The sequence below is a fragment of the Chitinophaga terrae (ex Kim and Jung 2007) genome, from assembly GCF_900107795.1.
Classification (GTDB): Bacteria; Bacteroidota; Bacteroidia; order Chitinophagales; family Chitinophagaceae; genus Chitinophaga; species Chitinophaga terrae.
Genome location: NZ_FNRL01000020.1, coordinates 61,016 through 79,799 on the forward strand (window position 1 = coordinate 61,016; position 18,784 = coordinate 79,799).

General features: G+C 48.0%; 11 protein-coding genes. 7 read left to right on the plus strand and 4 right to left on the minus strand.

Annotation, left to right across the window (positions count from 1 at the left end; genetic code table 11):
- Positions 1–19: 19 nt before the first annotated feature.
- From BLV62_RS19395 to BLV62_RS19420, 6 genes are read left to right on the plus strand one after another with little or no spacing between them, the layout of a single operon-like run.
- On the plus strand, positions 20–3,454 hold the full coding sequence (locus BLV62_RS19395; RefSeq protein ID WP_089763626.1) for a TonB-dependent receptor: 3,435 nt from the start codon (positions 20–22) through the stop codon (positions 3,452–3,454).
- A gap of 11 nt (positions 3,455–3,465) precedes the next feature.
- Positions 3,466–5,022, plus strand: coding sequence for a RagB/SusD family nutrient uptake outer membrane protein (locus tag BLV62_RS19400; RefSeq protein ID WP_089763627.1), 1,557 nt, complete (start codon positions 3,466–3,468; stop codon positions 5,020–5,022).
- A gap of 15 nt (positions 5,023–5,037) precedes the next feature.
- On the plus strand, positions 5,038–6,156 hold the full coding sequence (locus BLV62_RS19405) for a DUF6528 family protein (RefSeq protein ID WP_139170294.1): 1,119 nt from the start codon (positions 5,038–5,040) through the stop codon (positions 6,154–6,156).
- Positions 6,157–6,160: 4 nt separating this feature from the next.
- Positions 6,161–7,207: a DUF6528 family protein gene (locus BLV62_RS19410; protein WP_139170296.1), complete on the plus strand. Its 1,047-nt coding sequence runs from the start codon at positions 6,161–6,163 to the stop codon at positions 7,205–7,207.
- Positions 7,207–9,120, plus strand: a complete 1,914-nt coding sequence (locus BLV62_RS19415; RefSeq protein WP_089763630.1) for a beta-N-acetylhexosaminidase — start codon at positions 7,207–7,209, stop codon at positions 9,118–9,120. The genes BLV62_RS19410 and BLV62_RS19415 overlap by 1 nt, the downstream gene beginning before the upstream one ends.
- 8 nt (positions 9,121–9,128) lie before the next feature.
- Complete coding sequence (locus tag BLV62_RS19420; RefSeq protein WP_089763631.1) at positions 9,129–12,251, plus strand: glycosyl hydrolase; 3,123 nt, start codon at positions 9,129–9,131, stop codon at positions 12,249–12,251.
- A 57-nt stretch (positions 12,252–12,308) separates the two neighbouring features.
- On the opposite strand, the gene BLV62_RS19425 is transcribed toward BLV62_RS19420, so the two are convergent.
- The gene (locus BLV62_RS19425) at positions 12,309–13,181 is read right to left on the minus strand and encodes an alpha/beta hydrolase (RefSeq protein WP_168927916.1); all 873 of its coding nucleotides are present in this window, start codon (positions 13,179–13,181) and stop codon (positions 12,309–12,311) included.
- Positions 13,182–13,428: 247 nt separating this feature from the next.
- On the opposite strand from BLV62_RS19425, the gene BLV62_RS19430 reads away from it, so the two are divergent.
- The gene (locus BLV62_RS19430) at positions 13,429–14,385 is read left to right on the plus strand and encodes a DUF6268 family outer membrane beta-barrel protein (protein ID WP_089763633.1); all 957 of its coding nucleotides are present in this window, start codon (positions 13,429–13,431) and stop codon (positions 14,383–14,385) included.
- A gap of 82 nt (positions 14,386–14,467) precedes the next feature.
- Here BLV62_RS19430 and BLV62_RS19435 read toward each other — a convergent pair whose 3' ends face one another.
- The 3 genes from BLV62_RS19435 to bglX form a co-directional block, all read right to left on the minus strand.
- Positions 14,468–15,562: a hypothetical protein gene (locus BLV62_RS19435; protein ID WP_139170298.1), complete on the minus strand. Its 1,095-nt coding sequence runs from the start codon at positions 15,560–15,562 to the stop codon at positions 14,468–14,470.
- Between the two features lie 144 nt (positions 15,563–15,706).
- Positions 15,707–16,327, minus strand: coding sequence for an SMI1/KNR4 family protein (locus BLV62_RS19440; protein ID WP_089763635.1), 621 nt, complete (start codon positions 16,325–16,327; stop codon positions 15,707–15,709).
- 158 nt (positions 16,328–16,485) lie between these two features.
- On the minus strand, positions 16,486–18,771 hold the full coding sequence (gene bglX, locus BLV62_RS19445; protein ID WP_089763636.1) for a beta-glucosidase BglX: 2,286 nt from the start codon (positions 18,769–18,771) through the stop codon (positions 16,486–16,488).
- Between the last annotated feature and the right edge of the window lie 13 nt (positions 18,772–18,784).

Genomic DNA, 18,784 nt, shown 5'->3' on the forward strand with positions numbered 1-18,784 from the left:
ACTCAAACATCCAAATGTAATGAAATTTTACATACCTGTCGTACGCCAGGTGAAGGCCGGCGCTACGCGCAAAAAAATCCTGTTGGTTATGAAACTGACCGTTGTTTTAATGATCGCAGCATTAATGGAAGTCAGCGCCACCGGCTTTGCACAGAAAGTAACATTATCGGCAAAACAGATCACATTAAAAGATGTATTCCGCCAGATCAGGAAGCAGACCGGCTATAACGTTTTGTGGAATGTAGATATACTGAAAGATGCCAGGCCGGTAGCATTGGAAGTAACCGATGCCAGCGTGGAAGAAGTGCTTAGAAAAAGTTTTGCAAACCAGCCTTTCACATATACTATTCGTCAGAATACCATTGTAGTGACCCGTACTTCAGAACAGGCCAGGGCAGCTGTTACCATTAAGGGCCGGGTTACCGACACAGAAAAGAACCCCTTGCCGGGAGTAGCGGTAAGGTTAAAGAATACACAAACCGGAACTGCTACATTACCCGACGGTACTTACTCTCTCAACGTTCCCGACGGAACTGGGGTACTGGAATTCAGGCTCCTGGGATATACTCCTAAAGAAGTGTCTATCAACGGGCAAACCGTGATCAATGTACAACTGGAAAAAGCATCTTCCCAGTTGGGAGAAATAGTAGTGGCCTACGGCAGGCAGAACGCCCGCGAGATCGTAGGTTCAGTGAGCAAACTGAATGCCTCTGAAATGAAAGACCAGCCTACAGGTACTTTTGCTGAAAGGCTGCAGGGTAAATTGCCAGGCGCACAGGTAGCGCAAACAACAGGAAGGCCAGGCCAGGGAATGGACCTGCGTATCCGCGGCGCTGCTTCCCTGACTTCAAAAGTTCGTCCTTTGGTGGTGGTAGACGGGCAGCCGATGATAGGCGACCCGGATAATATCAACAACATCAACCCGGATGAAATAGAAACATTTACCATCCTGAAAGATGCGGCAGCTACCTCCTTATATGGTTCAAGAGCGGCCAACGGGGTGATCATCATCACTACCAAACGTGGTAAGGCCGGCGCTACTCAGATCAATTTCAACTCGTATTATGGTACCGCCTCGCTGATGCGTGAACTGATCCCTCCTGTAATGAACGCCCGTCAACTGGCTACTTACATGAAAGGGTTTTATGAAGATAAGATCAAATATGAAGGCTATACAGGCGGCATACCAGCCGTTTACCAGAATCCTGAACAGTATGGAGAAGGTACCGACTGGTTCAGCGAACTTACCAGAACAGCGCCTGTGCAGAATTACAGCATCGCTATCAACGCCGGTACCGAAAAAGCTGCGTATAGCGTTATAGGCGGGTTTTTCGACCAGCAGGGAATCCTTAAGAACACAGGCTATAAACGTTTTTCGCTGCGTGTAAACGGTGATTTCAATCCTGGCAAAAGGGTGAAGATCGGTGTTGGCGTAGCGCCATCACTGCAACTGGAACATAATAACAGGCAGGGTACAGGATTTAATGTTGATGGACAACGGGCTATTTTCGCTTCTGCATCCATGATCCCTACTATGGGTTCTCCTTACAACCCGGATGGCTCGCTGGCCCTGGGCATTACAGGGTTTACCAACCAGTTTGTTTGGGCTAATCCTTTGCGTCAGTTGCTGGAAGTAAGCGATGATGCCAACCGTTTGCGTGTATTGGCTAACGTGTTCGCGGAAGTGAAGCTGACAGATAACCTGACTTTCCGTACTTCCGGAAGTACAGATCTCGCTAACATGAACAGGAAAAGGTTCATTCCTTCTACTTCCATGGGAGGTTTCAACGCATTGCCAATGGAAAATCCTCCTCCGGGAAATAACTCCGCTTACGGGCAGTCTACTGTAAACAACGACAACACATGGCTGAACGAAAATACATTGAACTACCAGCAGCAATTTGGGAAAGATCATTCGTTGAGCGCCTTGGCCGGCTTCACTATTCAGCGGTCTACAGGTTATTTCAGTGATATGGTTGGCCGCGACTATCCCGACAACAGCGTTCCTTATCTCAGTGCCGCTACCCGCTTTACTACCAATACTTCCAACTTTAACGCCTGGTCTATGGTTTCATTACTGGGAAGGGTGAACTACAGCTTTAAAGACAGGTACCTGGTACAGGCAGCGGTAAGACGCGATGGTTCTTCCAGGTTCGGCGACAATAACAAATGGGGAACATTCCCTTCCATTGGCGCAAGCTGGATCGCCAGCGACGAGCCATTCCTGAAAAATATCAAACAACTCAGCTTCCTGAAACTGAGAGCATCTTACGGTTTAACAGGTATGAATGAAATCGGCAACTATACCCCCGCCGCCAGGATCGACAATGCCAACTATACTTTCTCCGGAAGTCTTGCGCCCGGTAAGGTACAGAGCACCTTTGGCAACGCTGACCTGGCCTGGGAACGCAACCGCCAGTTCGATGCCGGTATCGATATCGGGTTGCTCGATGGTCGCCTCACCCTGACCTACGACTACTATAACAAACTCACAGAAGGGCTGTTATATGAGCTTCCTCTGCCTCAGAGTTCTGGTTTCAATAAAGTACAGGACAACCTGGGCGATATTCGCCAGTGGGGCCATGAGATCACCGTTAGCAGCAAAAATATGGTTGGAAAATTCAAATGGAACACTGACTTCAATATTTCCTTCAACCGGAATATCGTGAAACGTATAGGCCTGAACAATATTCCTTTTGCTGCAGATCCTACTATCACATTATCAGAGTTTACAGATTTCCGTACCCTGGTGGGCAAGCCTATCGGCCAGTTCTATGGATATATATTCGACGGTATATTCAAAAACCAGGCGGAAGCAGATGCTGGACCTAAATATTATGGCACCGGTTCTACCACTACCTCCCAGGCCGGAACTGTACGGTTCAAGGACCTGAACGGCGATGGCAAGATCACTTTCCCTGAAGATCAGACAGTGATCGGCGATCCTAATCCTAAATTCATTTTCGGTTTAACCAACAGTTTTCAATACCAGCACTTCGACCTGAGCATCACCATGTCTGGTACCTATGGCAACAAACTTAAGAATGGAATGCAGGAAAGTACCTATAACCTGGATGGCGTGTTCAACGGACCTCCTGAACTGCTGGAACGCTGGCGTTCAGAATCCGATCCCGGTAATGGCAGGGTAGCCCGTACTTTAGCCGGTACAACAGCAGCCTATCGTACAGATAACACCCTGTTTGTTCATGACGCTTCCCACCTTACCATCAACAATATCACCCTGGGTTATATGCTGAGGAAATTCAGGACTCCATACATCAAAAGCTTAAGGATATATGCGTCAGCACAGAACGTATACATCTTTACCAGCTACCCGGGCAACCCTGAAGTTAGCGCAGGCGGCGGCCTGGCATACGTGGCACAGCAGGGACAAGACCTTGGCGCTTACCCGCTGCAGAGAACATTTACGTTTGGTTTGAACCTTGGCCTCTAAATCCAGTAAAAATGAAAAAGATTGTTTTTTTAATATTATCAATAGTTAGTTTGGCAACGGTCTCCTGTAAGAAATTTCTCAACGAGATCGATCCAAACAGAGTCAACCTGAATAGCTATTTCAAAAACCAGAATGATTTCGATCTGGCGGTTAGCGGCGCCTATAACCAGTTGCGCGGCTTATATAACAATAAAAGCGCCTGGGCAATGGGTGAAATGCGTTCAGACAATACGCATTATGATTATAAATCTTCCGACCAGGCGGTTGCTACGGTAAACCGTAACGCCATTGCCGACTTCCTGGATGATAAATACAACAACCAAACGCCTCCTAAATGGAACGCGGCTTTCGGCGCTATTTCGGCAGTTAACATTATCATAGATCATATCGACGACATCAAACTGGCAGAAGCCAGCCGCAACTCCATCCTGGGCCAGGCGAAGTTTATCCGCGCCCTTGCATACTTCGACCTGGTGCGATTCTACGGCGGCGTACCTATTTACAAACGCGCCCCGCTCACCCGTGAAGAAACATATATTCCCCGTGCTTCTGCACAGGAAGTATATGACTTCATCATTGCGGATGCCTCAGATGCTGCCGCTAAACTGGATGCAACTACTTTCCCGCAGACCGGCCGCGCTACCCAAGGCGCTGCATTAACCCTGCTGGGCGATGTATACCTGACATTGAAAAAATACGACCTGGCAGAAAAAGCATTGAAAGATGTAACTAAAATGGGTTACTCCCTTTACCAGAACTATAGCGATGCTTTTGAGCCGGGCAACAAGAACGGAAAAGAATCGGTTTTCGAGATACAGTTCAATACAGGCCTGGCAGTGCCGCAGGCGAATACAGATGCTTCTGTTTACAACTTCCTGCCAAGAATGGCTAATACTTCAATAGTGACCGGCGTAAACTATAACAACATTACAACGGTAGGAGGATTTAATACCCCAACGCAGGACCTGATAGATGCTTATGAAAACGGCGATCGTCGCCTGGATGCCTCAATTGCTATCGTGGAAGGTACTTTTAATGCCAGCGATGATTTTACCGCCAGCGCTGTTAAATCGGTAGTTAACTATACGCCGGCTCCCGGCAAAGTTGGCCGCCCTTTTCCTAAAAAATACCTGCATGCGCATACTATCGGTAACCAAACGAACGACAACTGGCCGGTTTACCGTTATGCAGAAGTGTTGTTGCTGCTGGCAGAAAGCCTGAATGAACAGGGGAAATCCGGGGAGGCTTTACCATACCTGAACGCGGTAAGAGAACGCGCTTTCGGCGATGCGACACACAACATTACCAGCACAGATAAAACAGTTTTACAGGCGGCTATACTGAAAGAAAGAAGAGTAGAGCTGGCGTTCGAGAACAAACGCTGGCTGGACCTTGTTCGCACAGGCAAAGCCATTACCGTAATGACGGCATTTGGAGTAAAACAGAAAGCGCAATATAGTTACCTGCTGCCTGGCAGTTACAATGTTACCGAGAACAGGCTGCTGTTCCCGATTCCTAACGCAGAAATATTGCTGAACGAAAAACTGACACAAAATCCTGGCTACTAAATAAATCTTTTTACCATGAAGAATTGTATGCTTAGGGTAGGTATATCCTGCCGGCGGGCGATCCATGCCTCCTGGTTGCTGGTAGCAACAGTATTGATCGTTTCCTGTAAAAGGGAGGCCAACAATGTACAGGTAGAAAAACCGGTACCCGAAATAGCAGGAACTGTGCAGGCAGAAACAGCAGCAAGCTGCTGCTGGGTAGCGATCACCAACCAGGCTACCAGGAAGATCGAAGTATATGATCCGGCGGATGCATCGTGGAACAGCTCTACCATCAAATGGAGCTGGATGCCTACCACTGCGTTGTCGTACAATGCGTCCAGCGAACTTCCCCTGTGGGAAACGCCTACCGATATTAAGGTACGCAACAATACGGTATTTGCATCCACTGCCCAGGTGATCACGGCTACCTCTTACAGGCTGGCCACGATTGCCCGGTATACGGGAACGGGCACACGAGGACAGAAACTTTGGGTAATGGGATTTAATGATACCACCAGCCTGCATGCCATGGAAATACTGCCGGATGGCAACTGCGTAGTGGCCAGTGCCGGCAAAGCATGGCCACAGGGTTGGATTCGCGTATATTCTTCTTCCCAGCCTTCTCCCAACCACGGTGTAAATACCCAGTATTATTTTCCCTCTGCACATGCAGTGCTATGGGATCAGACGCACCAGGTGCTTTGGGCGCTTGGTAATGAACTGAGAAAATACGGGTACAACACTGCTGTTTCCGGCGGAACTATTACCAACCCTAAGCTGCAATTACTGGGTACTTATTCCGTGTTGCCAACGCCATGGGGGCACGACTTGTCGGCGGATGTAAATAACCCCGACCAACTGTTGTTGTCTACTAACGGTGGCGTATATGTTTTCAAGATTTCTACCGGTACTTTCACCAGCATTCCGGGCGCTGCGCAACAAACCTTTGTAAAGGCGGTCAGCAGTCAACCGGCGCAGAATACCCTGGTGGAAACCATCCCCAGCACCGGCTGTCCTCTTTATCCCGCCAATACCTGGTGTACCTCCGTTGTGAATTTTTATAACGCCACAACCGGTGCAGCAGCCGGCTCCCGCACTGTCAGCGGCGCCGCTATCTATAAAGGCAAAACATTCGACCCAAACTATTATTGATACCATGAGGAAAATAATTCTAGGTTTGTTAGTAATGCTGACTGCATGCAGTAAGAACCCGGGAGCTGATACAGCTCCCGATCCTACTCCCGATCCGCCCGCCGTGAAAGATCCGGAACCCTATCCCGGCAACCCGCTTGCGCTGACGAACAATTCTACCAGGCAGATAGAGATCTATGATCCTGCGAAGGTTGACTGGAATACGGCAGAAGCAAAAAAATGGCGTTGGTCGCCGTTGCCTTCACAAGGCTTTACCACGGAGGAAGCGAATAAATTCGGAGGAGGAACAGATTTTAAGGTAAGAAAGATGAGCGTCTGGCAAAACGCTACCTATGCCGCGATCAGCGACAACAGTTTCGCCGCCATTATCGCTTATCCATCCGGTGAACGCAAATGGTCTAAGATCCTTTCCGGTAACCTGCACTCGGCGGAGCTGCTTCCAAACGGCAACCTGGCGCTGGCGGCTTCCGATGGCAACTGGATCAGGGTGTATGCTACCTCGCAGGGCGCCAACAACAACACGTATGCGGAGTTCCCGCTTGGCGCGGCTCATGCAGTCCTGTGGGACCCTAAGCTCAATTGCCTGTGGGTAACAGGGCAGGATCAATCCAATAACGCGCATATTCTCACAGCCCTCGCTGTAGGAGGTACAGATGCACAGCCGGAACTGACGGAGTTGAAAGCATACAGGGTAACCCTGCCAACGCCATGGGGGCACGAGATCAGCGCCTATTATGGCAATACTAACCTGCTTTGGGTAACGACCAACGGCGGTGAATATGTCTTCAACAAAACCACCAAATCCCTTTATGTTTCTCCAACCAACAACCTGACCTTTGTAAAGGGAATAGGCAACCAACCCAGCGGGCAGATAGTACTGGTACGGCCAGATACGAATAAGAACCCAAGGCCGTCGGCCTACTGCTCCCTCAATGGCTGGGCTACCAGCTGGGTAGATTTCTATACGGCAGGCGGAGAACTGCAGGGGTCCAGGTTAGTGAAAGGAGCCTGCTTTTATAAAGTGAAAATAGTTTACGACAATTACCAGTAATGTGCTTTAGCAAAAAAATTATCATACCTATTCTATCCCTGGCGCTGTCAGTTAGCACCGGGGATGCCGTGGCGCAGCAAACTATCATACCTATGCCACAGGTATTGCAAACCGGTACGGGGAATTTTGTTTTCAATTCCAATACCCTGATCCGTACAGATGGAACGGAGCAACCAGCCCTGGCTTATTTCCGGGAGCAATTGCTGCGTACAGGCAGGATCAAAAACCGGGTGGCGATTGATACAAAGGCCACAACAGCGGGAAGATCCGAATTGCTCGTTACCTCCAGGGGGGCGGAAGATCTCCCGGCGGAAGGATATCGTTTAACCGTTACCCCTTCAGGCATCCGCCTGATCGGCAAGGGAGCAGGATTGTTCTATGGATTGCAGACATTATTACAACTTTTGCCGGCATCGGCCAACGGAAGTGCGGTAATCCCCTGTGTTGCGATTGAAGATGCACCCCGCTTCAGGTACCGCGGATTAATGCTGGATGTTTCCCGGCATTTCTTTACCGTTGAACAGGTGAAAGACCTGTTGGACCTGATGGCCCGTTATAAATTGAATCGTTTCCATTGGCACCTCACAGACGACCAGGGATGGCGGCTGGAGATCAAAAGTTATCCTGAACTTACAAGGGTAGGAGCCTGGCGCGTGCCGCGCATTGAGTTCAGCGGCAATACCCTGCCTCCTCAACCCGGCGAAAAGGCCACCGATGGAGGATTTTATACACAGGAACAGGTGAAAGAAGTTATCCGGTATGCGGCAGACAGGCATATAGAGATCCTGCCGGAAATAGATGTACCTGGCCATTCTATGGCTGCTATCGCCGCCTATCCTGAACTTTGCGTTACACGCGACACCTCGATCAAAGTAAGCCCCGGAAGCAGCTTCGCTAAATGGTTTCCCGGCGGAGGTTACGAAATGTATGTAGATAATTCACTCAATCCCACTTCCGAAAAAGTTTATGAATTCCTCGACAAAGTATTTGGCGAAGTAGCGGCATTATTCCCTTATCCCTACATCCATATCGGGGGAGATGAGTGCTTTAAAGGATTTTGGGAGAAAGACCCGGCAGTGAAGCGGTTCATGGAGCAACACCAGATCAAAGACGCCCACGAATTGCAGGGGTATTTTATTTCCAGGCTGAATAAGATCATTCTCTCCAAAAACAAAAAGCTGATCGGCTGGGATGAAATAACAGAAGGAAACCTGAAAGATAATGTAGCGGTGATGAACCGGTTTGGAGAAAAGGGAGCGAAGGAGCAAACCGAAAAAGGAATGGATATCGTGTTGGCGCCTGGCGGCAATGGTTTATATTTCGACTATGCACAAAGCGCTTCCGACCAGGAACCTTCCAGTCATGGCGGTGATGCGCCTGCCTGGAAAGCCTATGAATACAACCCTGAATACCCGTCTTTATCGGCGGACCAACGCAAGCATATTATGGGAGTGGAAGGTTGTGTGTGGACAGAAAATATCCCGGGCATTTCCAAGCTGCAGTATATGATTCTGCCGCGGATGCTGGCCCTGGCCGAAACTGCCTGGACCAACCCGGAGAATAAGGATTACCGGCGTTTTGCCCAAACAGCGTTGCCGGCGCATTTGGCGGATTTTGACAGGAAAGGAATGAATTACCGGGTGCCTACCGGATTCAGTTATATCGATACCACAATAACAACGGAACAGTTTACATTGACTATACCCCAAACCCCGGTGCCGGGATCTAAGGTATTTTTTACCTTAAATAACCGGCCACCGGGTGATTTTGATCATGAGTACAAAGGTCCTGTTACCATAGATGTACCTAAAGGCAAAAGCATCCCGCTTAAAACCATTGTAATTACTCCTGCTGGCCGCAGAAGTATTATTACACGTACACTCCTTGATAACAGCGATAAACCAAAAAAATAGGATCAGCTATGCGAAAGAAGATTTATAAGGCGCTGCTCATGGGCATATTGATGACTGGCAGTGTTCGCGCACAGCAGCAGCAACGGTTCGAGGATATTGCTGCCGGCTTTAGTGCGCCGGGCAAAGATTTTGGAACCGTACCATTCTGGGTATGGAATGCCAGGGTGACAAAGCCGGTTATTGATTCTATGTTGAATGATTACCGGAAGAATGATTTCGGGGGAATAATCATTCATCCCCGCCCGGGACTGATCACAGAGTACTTGTCCAAAGAGTGGTTCGACCTGTTCAAATATGCTATGGAGCAGGGAAAGAAACTGGGACTGGATATCTGGATCTATGATGAGAATTCATATCCTACCGGTTTTGCCGGCGGATTATTGGGCGATCAGATGCCGGAGGCCTATAACCAGGGACAGATGTTGTACATGGAGGAAGCCAGCAGGTTGCCGGCAGATGTTTCGCCTTATTTCCTGGTCCTTAAATCCGTGAATGGACAGTATGCAGATATTACCGGCAACCTGGCAGCGGAGAAAGATAAGGAGGGTGTTTACCGGTTATTCAGGAAGGTAAATTACCAGCGTTCGAACCGCGGTTCTGTAGCCGGCCCTATTGGCGTATCGTATGTAGACCTGATGGCGAAAGGGGTTACCGAGAAATTCATTGATATTACTTACAGGGGATATGAAAAAGTAGTGGGTAAAGAGTTTGGAAAAACGATCAAAGGCGTATTTTCAGATGAACCAACCATTATTAACGAAGGACGTAATTGCGTGCGCTGGACCCCCGACCTGTTCAACGTATTTTCCAGGACCTGGGGCTATGATCTTCGTTTGCATCTGCCATCGTTGTTTAAAGAAACGGGCGACTGGAAACGGGTACGTCATAATTATTACGAGGTGCTGCTGCAGTTGTTTATTGACCGCTGGTCTAAGCCCGTGGCGGCTTATATGAAAGAGAAGCGCCTGACCTGGACGGGGCATTATTGGGAGCATGGATGGCCCAGTCCATACCATGGGCCGGACAATATGGCCATGTATGCCTGGCACCAGATGCCGGGTATTGATATGCTGTTTAACCAGTTCAATGAGGAAAAGCCGGTACAATTCGGGAATATACGTGCGGTGAAGGAACTTGGCAGCGTAGCTAACCAGTTGGGTAAAACGCGCACTTTATCCGAAACTTATGGAGGCGCAGGATGGGAGCTGACATTTAAGGACATGAAGCGGCTGGCCGACTGGCAATATGTGCTGGGCGTCAACTTTATGAACCAGCATTTGTCGTTTATGACATTGCAGGGGGCCAGGAAATATGACTACCCGCCAAGTTATTCCTATCACGAACCATGGTGGCCCTATTACAGGGATATGAACCATTACTTCGCCAGGCTGCAATACCTGTTGTCCAAGGGCCGGCAATTCAATAACATCCTGGTTATTGAACCGACTACATCGGCCTGGATGTATTATGCCCGTGATGCGGAGAACAAACGCTTCTTCGACATCACGAAAGACTTCAACAACTTTGTAACAGCCATGCAGAAGGCGCACCTGGAATATGACCTGGGTTCTGAGAATATAATCAAAGATCATGGCCGGGTTAGGGCAAAAGAATTTGTGATCGGCCAGCGGGGTTATAAAGTAGTGGTTATACCTCCGGGTATGGAAAGTATCGATAGCCCAACTTTCCGTTTGCTGAAACAGTTTATGGCGGCAGGCGGCAAAGTGATCTGTTTTGAACAGCTTCAGTTGGTAGACGGCGCTGCAAATAGCGAACTGGCAGCTATGAAACTGCCGGTGATTACTAACGTTAACAGGCAAACGTTGTTGCAGGAACTGCACAATGAAGGGTTCAGTATACAGCCTTCACAGGGCGACAGCATCGGCGGTAATATTTATCACCAGCGCCGCAAACTGGCGAACGGGGAATTATTGCTGCTTACCAATGCCAGTATGACGGATGCTTCGCGGGGCAGGATCAATATGCCGGGGAAAGATGTGTTGGAACTGGATTTAAAGAATGGCAGTATTGTACGTTATGCACATCGTACTGAAAATAAAGATGTAACTATTGACTTTAACGTACCTCCGGCAGGAAGCCTGATGTTGTTCGTTGCCGACAGGAAGATGGAGGGATACAGGGAGCCGGTTAATTCCAACCAGTGGAAGCCTGTTAATACTTCTGCAACGGTGGTGAACAGGCCGCAGTTCAATACCCTGACCATCGATTTTTGCGACCTGCAATTGCATAAGCCGGATACAAGCTATGCTCATCTGCATGTAGGCGCCGCATCGAATATGGCGTTCAGGCATTTTGGGTTTACCGATGGCGTAGGCAATCCCTGGAACAACCGTACCCAATATAAAAATGCCATTGTAAGCCGGGATACTTTCTCTGTTGGCACCGGCTATACCGCAGTTTACCATTTTAACATAGGGGCAGGCGCAGATAGGCGCAATTTCCAGGCGGTGATCGAGCAGCCTGGCCTCTGGCAGCATGTAAAAATTAATGGTGTTGAAATTAAAAACGAACCAGGCAAATGGTGGCTGGACCGTTCATTCGGGGTTTACAAACTAGGCAACTACCTGAAGACCGGCGACAATGAACTGGCTGTAACCGTATCGCCAATGAGCGTATTTGCAGAAATAGAGCCGGTTTACATCCTCGGCGATTTTAACCTTGAATCGGCCCCGCAAGGCTGGAATATTGTTGCACCCCAACCTTTACAGCTTGGGTACTGGAATAAACAAGGTTTGCCGCTGTATGGAGAGGGCATTACTTACAGTAAAGCATTTGATGCTGATCCGGGTAAATCCTATGCTGTAGAAACAGGAGCCTGGAAAGGAACTGTGGTTGCGGTAAGGGTTAATGGCGTACTGGCCGGAACCATCGTTTATGAACGAGGCAGGCTCGACATCAGCAAATTTGTAAAAAAAGGAGCTAATCATATAACCCTGACCGTTATAGGCAGTCTGAAGAATGTGCTCGGGCCATTCTACAACAAACCGGTTCCTGGATTGGTTGATCCGGGTAAGTGGTATAACATCAAAACACAGCCGCCGGGCAAGCAGTATGATCTGTATGATTATGGATTGACAGAAGATTATAAGATCGTAACTATGCCTGAATAAAAGATGCAGGTCATTGTACTTGCCTGAAGGCCTCAACCTGGTTGGGGCCTTTTGTTATTATTTCTCATCCAGGCGCTGCAACCCTTTAATAAATGTAGGCAGCTGGGTATCCATATGATCGAGGTTGGAATAAATATCAGCTTTGAAATTTACCTGGCCGGAAGACAGGCTTGTAGATAGTTGTTTGATAAGATCCGGTAGTTTGATTGAAGTAGAATCTGTGTTGGCCGGTTCTTCCAGGCCCCCGAATGTGATGTACGAACTGACCTTCTGGGGCGAGGGATTGGCGTAGTTTAATTTCGCCAACTCGTTTAACAGGTAATAGTTATTGTAATGGAATGAGGGACTTGCAGCTATGTAATGAGTGAATGAACTGCCCGCGCCTTTAAGTTGTTGAAGCATTGCATACATAGTAAAATAACCGCCAAGGGAGTGCCCCATCAATACACGTTTGGTAGTATCCGGATGATAGTTGTGATTGATGAACGGGACCAGGTCTTTGTTGATAAATGACAGGAACTTATCAGCTCCGCCGCTTGTACTCATTTCGTATTCGGGGATGGCAACAGGGTATGTATAATCCCGGTTCCGGAGCGAATCCATTGCAGGGAAGTCCTTGTACCCGATACCTACCAATATAACATCGGGCGCCAGTCCCACTCCCGAATAACTTCGGATCGTTGTTGCCATAATGTCAAAATACAGGTTGGCATCCAACAGGTATGCAACCGGGTATGAGTGTTTGGGAGAGGTATAGTATTCGTCTGGCAGGCTAACAGAAATATAAAAGCTATCTGCCACGGCTGCGGAATATAACTTCGTGGTAACAACGTGCGGATGGCCTGTTATTATCTGGGTTTCTTTTTGATGGTTGTTGCAACTGGTTTGCATAAAACCAAGAAAGGTGATGAGAAACAGGGACCTGATCATAGAAAGGAGGTTTGGTATATTTTGAATATACATTTATTTTTTGCCTGTGCCGGCTGCGCTGAAAAGCTTTAACAAAATCTTTTATTTACACAGCCAGGTAATGGTACAAAAAAATATTTTTGAGGCCGGGAACTAACCTAGTACTGTATTTTACCAGGAAACCGGATACTGCCAATGTTAAGTTCCATATCAACGAATAGGGGTAGATAACCTGCTGCGTGTCGAAAGTTAAATCTGACTTTAAATCATGCAGCCGTTTATTTATAAAAAGAAACCGCAACAAATCCTTTTTCTGCTATTGGTATTATTCACCGGGGGCAAAACTTATGCGCAGCTGGGGGCTTCATCTCTCAACGGCCCGGGGATAGCCGTGAGTGCAGATTACCTGCCAGCCTCGCATTACATAAGGCCTGAAGACAGCGTTAAAACAAAGTCGACCACCAGCCAGCAACGCTATAACTTCGGTGCAGCGTTTCTGCTGTTCAACAGGGTAGATACTGCCACAAAAAAAGCCCGCTCACTCACGTTTGGATTGAGCGGAACATACACCCGCCTGTCTAACAAAGATTACGATCAGCAAATATTTCCGAAAGAATTACTCAATGCAAATGCGGGATTCCTCTATACCCAGAGTATGCGGAACCGTTGGAGCTTGATGGCAATTGCGGCCGTCTCCCTGGGAACGGACCTGGAAGAGATCAACGGGCAAGATCTTTTCCTGCAGGGAGGCGTGCTGTTTATCAAACAGCATAGCAGGAGGTTCTCTTACGGGATAGGGGGCGTGTTTACAAATTCTTTTGGCACCCCCATGATCCTGCCTGCTATTTTGGTTAGATGGAAGACGGAGAGCCGGTTTGCCGTGGATATTAATTTCCCTGAAAAAGCAAGCGTATCTACTGCGCTAAACAAATATACTGATCTTGCGCTCGCCGTGAGGGTAGACGGCAATACCTACGATGTAACACATGGCGTAAACGGGAAAAGGTTAATGGGGTATATGCAGATAAATGCCGGTTTGGAAAACACCTGGCATTTGGGAAAACATCTGGACCTGGTAGTAGCTGCCGGCAGTAGTTTATTGAATAATGCCACATTCTCTGACAAAAAGCTTTCAGAAATGTTCAAGGAAAAACCTAACTACCGCCTGGGTACCAACTATTACCTGAGTACAGGGCTGCGCTGGAATTTTATTCCGCGGAGGTAGGAGTAGCTATTAAAAAGAAAACAGGTATACCGGCTGTTAATGGCAGCGCGTATACCCGTTTTCGTTTTATTGTCCTGCGCGGTTAGTCCTGTTTTTGCTGCTTATTCTCTAACTCCTGTATCCTCTTTTCCATTTCTATCATATGTAATGTCATCTCCTCTATTTTTTGCAGCAACTTTTTATTCATCTCTCCAAGATCAATTCCATTTTCTGCCACTTCTTTTTCAGAAGGAATTTCGGGAAGATGTTTATTGAGTTTAATAAACTTTTCAACTTCCTGTAAAGAAGGGAGTTTGTAGTCATCATGGAATACAAAATCGGCCCATGCCCCTTGTGTTACTTTTACTTTTCTGGCGCCTACAGTACCGTCTACCGCCAATTTGAAACCGGTTGCCGGAGCTGTTCCGATTCCGATCTCGCCATTTGCATTCATTATCATCCTGTAAGTGGCCGGTTGGCTCTGATCTTCTACTCCTGTTGTGAATAAGTAAAAGAAAGAGTTGGAAGTAGCGCCCATGCCAAATTTTGTGGCGCCGGCATCTAACTCTAACGCATGCCCGGAGCCTAGTTTAATAGCCTGTCCCCAATTATTGCTTGTCCATCTTTTTACTCCGGTAAAATAAGCCGATCCGTAAGTTTTACCTTGTTCATTTACGTAACTGTCGATTGTTGTTTTAAAGCTATGTTGAGGGCCGTTAAGCTCAGCATACGGCAAAGCGTTGATAACGCCGTCATATATTTGCGGCGTAACAGGGTATTTTGAAACAAAGTCGTAAGAGGTACTTCCCCTTAACCAGATTATGATCGTTTTGCTGCTGTTCAATGCGCTACCTTCCCTCCAGCCGGCGATAAATTTGTCTCTTGAACTTTGAACAAGGTAGTTGTATTGTCGTATGTCGGCATCGATAAATTCTGACCCATGTCCCCAGTTCGAGGAGTGATACCGGAATTTTGCAATTAACGAACCTCTCCAGACACTGTCCTTATGTATATTAGAACGCCCTATTTCCAGCTCTGATGCTGTACTATAGCTCCATCCTGCATCCTGGAAAACAACCGGATAAAATTTATCAATGTCGCCATTTACGGTAAAGGAACCGCTGGTCTGCGAACTGGCTGTCAATGTTAAACCAAGAAATACCAAAAGAAAAAGGAATTTTTTAACTCGAAAGTTCATAGATATAAGATTTAAATTTTTATTATGGAAAGATGTGGGCCAACTTTTCACGGGTTACTAAATATAGGGCTCTTAAAATTCAATACAAGATAGCAATTTTTTTACCCGGGGGTTCAAAAAATGCATTTAATTTATCTTGTTATACTATCTCATCCACCATTGATGAAACGGCAGGTATCCGTCGTTGTTCGCTTCGTGCAGCGCTATATTAGCCTGTATCTCTTTCTTCCTGGCAAGATAAGTTTTCAGATCAATGGCTTTACCTGCCTTTGCTTTCTCGATGGTATTCAACTCCAGTTGCAGTTCACCGGCCCGCTGATGCCACAGGTAATCCGGTGTTAAACGATATGCTTCCATCGCTGCTTCCCGCTGCCGCGTATATGGACTCGGTTCTATAACTTCTTCACTGTCGCAGGGGTAGCCCCGCTCCGCCCAGGTGGCAATTGAATGATCCAGTATGGCAGTGTCATCAACCGATAAAACTCCCAGTCCCGCCAGGTAAATGCGTGGATCATTTGTTACCGCATCCCTGACAAGGATGCCATAATCTCCGCTGTCATTGCCGATCATAATATAGCCCGGCATCCAACGCTGGATTTCATAGTCCCTGTTTCTCTGTACAACGTCTTCTACGCCCAGCAGGGATGTGAGGTCATTAAAATTGCGGGTGTGTTCCAGCGCATGCTGCTGCAGGAATTCGATATAGAATGCAGGAAGGGTAACATCAAGCGCCTGTTGGATAGCCTCGATTGCCGGATCGGTCATTGCACAACAAATTGTTCCGCTCAATATTACGGAATTTATCAGTGAAGTAAAAAGAGAAGAGATTGTCTTAAAAGTAACCCCGGGCAGCGTATGAGTGAGTTTCCTCTTCTCAAATCTCCGGTTACCCATAAGACAATCTCTTCTTCCGTAAACAAGCTTTATAACAATGTAAAGCTGCTTTCCTTAACATCGCGGCTGTTGCCACCTATAAAGAGCCTGAACTCTCCCGGTTCCGCCGCATATTTTAATTCGCTGTTATAGAATTTCAGATCATTTTCCGTAATGGTAAATGTCACCTGTTTTGATTCGCCGGCTTTCAGCGCGATTCGTTGGAATCCTTTCAGTTCTTTTACAGGCCTTGTGATACTGCCCACCATGTCGCGGGTGTAAAGTTGCACAACTTCATACCCATCGTATTTGCCGGTATTCGTAACGGTTACAGTTGCTGTTATTTGCCCGCCCCGTTTAAACTGGTTCGCGGATAAACGGATATCGCTATACGAAAACGTTGTATAACTGAGCCCATACCCGAATGGATACAGCGGATCATTAGATGCATCCAGGTAGTTGGACCTGAACTTGGTAAACCATTTATCGTTGCCGGCCAGCGGGCGGCCTGTGTTTTTTTGGCTGTAGTATAAAGGCAGTTGACCTACATTCTGAGGGAAACTGGTTGTTAATTTACCGGAAGGATTCACATCCCCAAATAATACATCTACGATAGCAGGACCGGCTTCGCAACCGCCAAACCATACATCCAGGATCGCCGGTACATGTTCATTTTCCCATGTCAGCGTCATTGGACGACCGGCAAAAAGTACCAGCACCACCGGTTTGCCAGTTGCCACCAGGGCTGCAAGCAACTCCTTCTGCGTATCAGGAATACCTATGTCTGTGCGGCTGGCCGATTCTCCGCTCATTTCCGACGACTCGCCTAATGCAGCAACAATGATGTCGGACTTCGCGGCAGCATCCAGCGCTTCCCGCCTGAGGGCTTCTGCACTGCGCCCGTCGCGGTTCAGCGAACGGCCAAACATAGTGCTGTTTATTTCCAGTATTGAATCGGCAGTCAGGTTGGCGCCTTTTGCATAGTTGATCTTCACCTGCGAGCCCACCTGCTGTTGCAGCGCTTCCAGCAGCGACGGGTGTTGGGTAAGATCTGCAGACACCGACCAGGTACCTGTCATATTCGCCCTTGAATTGGCAAGTGGTCCTACCAGGGCAATGGAACCCTGTTTTTTCAGCGGCAATAACTGCTGCTGGTTTTTTAACAATACGAAGCTCTCTGTAGCTGCCTTTCTTGCTTCCATTCGCTTTTCCGGCGTGAATATTTCCGCGCTGCGGTCGCCTTTACAATTGCGGTAGGGATCAGCGAAGAGGCCCAGTTTGTATTTTGCTTCCAGGATGCGGCGGCAGGCGGTATTGATAGCATTGATGGTTACCTTTCCTTCTTTCACAGATTTGGCTAATGTTCCTGTAAATCCTTCTCCCACCATATCCATATCGGTACCGGCGTTCAATGCCAGCGCCGACACCGTTTGCAGGTCGCCCATCCCATGTGCGGTCATTTCGTTGATGGCGGTGTAGTCGGTAACCACGAATCCTTTAAAACCCCATTGTTTACGAAGCACATCCGTCATTAACCATTTGTTGGCGGTAGCCGGTATGCCATCTACTTCGTTGAAGGAGGTCATTACCGTTGCCACGCCGGCATCTACCGCTGCTTTGTAAGGAGGGAAATATTCGTTGTACATCCTTACCCGGCTCATATCCGTGGTATTGTAATCTCTCCCTGCTTCCGCGGCGCCATAAAGTGCGAAGTGTTTCACACAGGCGAGGATGTTGGTTTTATCAGCGAACGTAGTGCCCTGGTAGCCGCGTACCATAGCTTCAGCGATCCGGGAGCCCAGGTATGGATCTTCGCCTGATCCTTCTGCGATCCGTCCCCAGCGGGCATCGCGGGCGATATCCACCATGGGCGAAAACGTCCAGTTGATGCCGTCGGCGCTCGCCTCAATAGCCGCTACACGGGCGCTCCTTTCTATCATTTCCAGGTCCCAGGAGCAGGAGAGCGCCAACGGGATAGGAAAGGTGGTTTTATAACCATGTACCACATCCAGCCCGAAGAGTAACGGGATGTGCAGCCTGGACTGCTCTACAGCTATCTGCTGGGCTTTGCGTATATCGGCTACTTTTGTCATATTAAGCAACGCGCCCACCTGGCCTGACTTGATCTTGGCTTCAACGCCGGTGCTTACAGCAGAACCGGTCACCACTTCGCCGGAAGTCAGCAGGTTCAGTTGCCCTATTTTTTCTTCCAGGGTCATTTTCTGTATCAACCCGTCTACAAATGTTTTCATTTGCAGGTCTGTTTGTTTCTGTGCGGCGGCTGCCTGGAAGAACAGGCTGCAGGCCAATAGCAGCGGTAATTTTAAATACTTCATATCAATTACGTGG

Excerpts from the sequence above, each read along its gene's own strand:
- BLV62_RS19395 (WP_089763626.1), top strand. The coding sequence starts at position 20 with ATGAAATTTTACATACCTGTCGTACGCCAGGTGAAGGCCGGCGCTACG.
- BLV62_RS19400 (WP_089763627.1), top strand. The coding sequence starts at position 3,466 with ATGAAAAAGATTGTTTTTTTAATATTATCAATAGTTAGTTTGGCAACG.
- BLV62_RS19405 (WP_139170294.1), top strand. The coding sequence starts at position 5,038 with ATGAAGAATTGTATGCTTAGGGTAGGTATATCCTGCCGGCGGGCGATC.
- BLV62_RS19410 (WP_139170296.1), top strand. The coding sequence starts at position 6,161 with ATGAGGAAAATAATTCTAGGTTTGTTAGTAATGCTGACTGCATGCAGT.
- BLV62_RS19415 (WP_089763630.1), top strand. The coding sequence starts at position 7,207 with ATGTGCTTTAGCAAAAAAATTATCATACCTATTCTATCCCTGGCGCTG.
- BLV62_RS19420 (WP_089763631.1), top strand. The coding sequence starts at position 9,129 with ATGCGAAAGAAGATTTATAAGGCGCTGCTCATGGGCATATTGATGACT.
- BLV62_RS19425 (WP_168927916.1), bottom strand. The coding sequence starts at position 13,181 with ATGATCAGGTCCCTGTTTCTCATCACCTTTCTTGGTTTTATGCAAACC.
- BLV62_RS19430 (WP_089763633.1), top strand. The coding sequence starts at position 13,429 with ATGCAGCCGTTTATTTATAAAAAGAAACCGCAACAAATCCTTTTTCTG.
- BLV62_RS19435 (WP_139170298.1), bottom strand. The coding sequence starts at position 15,562 with ATGAACTTTCGAGTTAAAAAATTCCTTTTTCTTTTGGTATTTCTTGGT.
- BLV62_RS19440 (WP_089763635.1), bottom strand. The coding sequence starts at position 16,327 with ATGACCGATCCGGCAATCGAGGCTATCCAACAGGCGCTTGATGTTACC.
- bglX (WP_089763636.1), bottom strand. The coding sequence starts at position 18,771 with ATGAAGTATTTAAAATTACCGCTGCTATTGGCCTGCAGCCTGTTCTTC.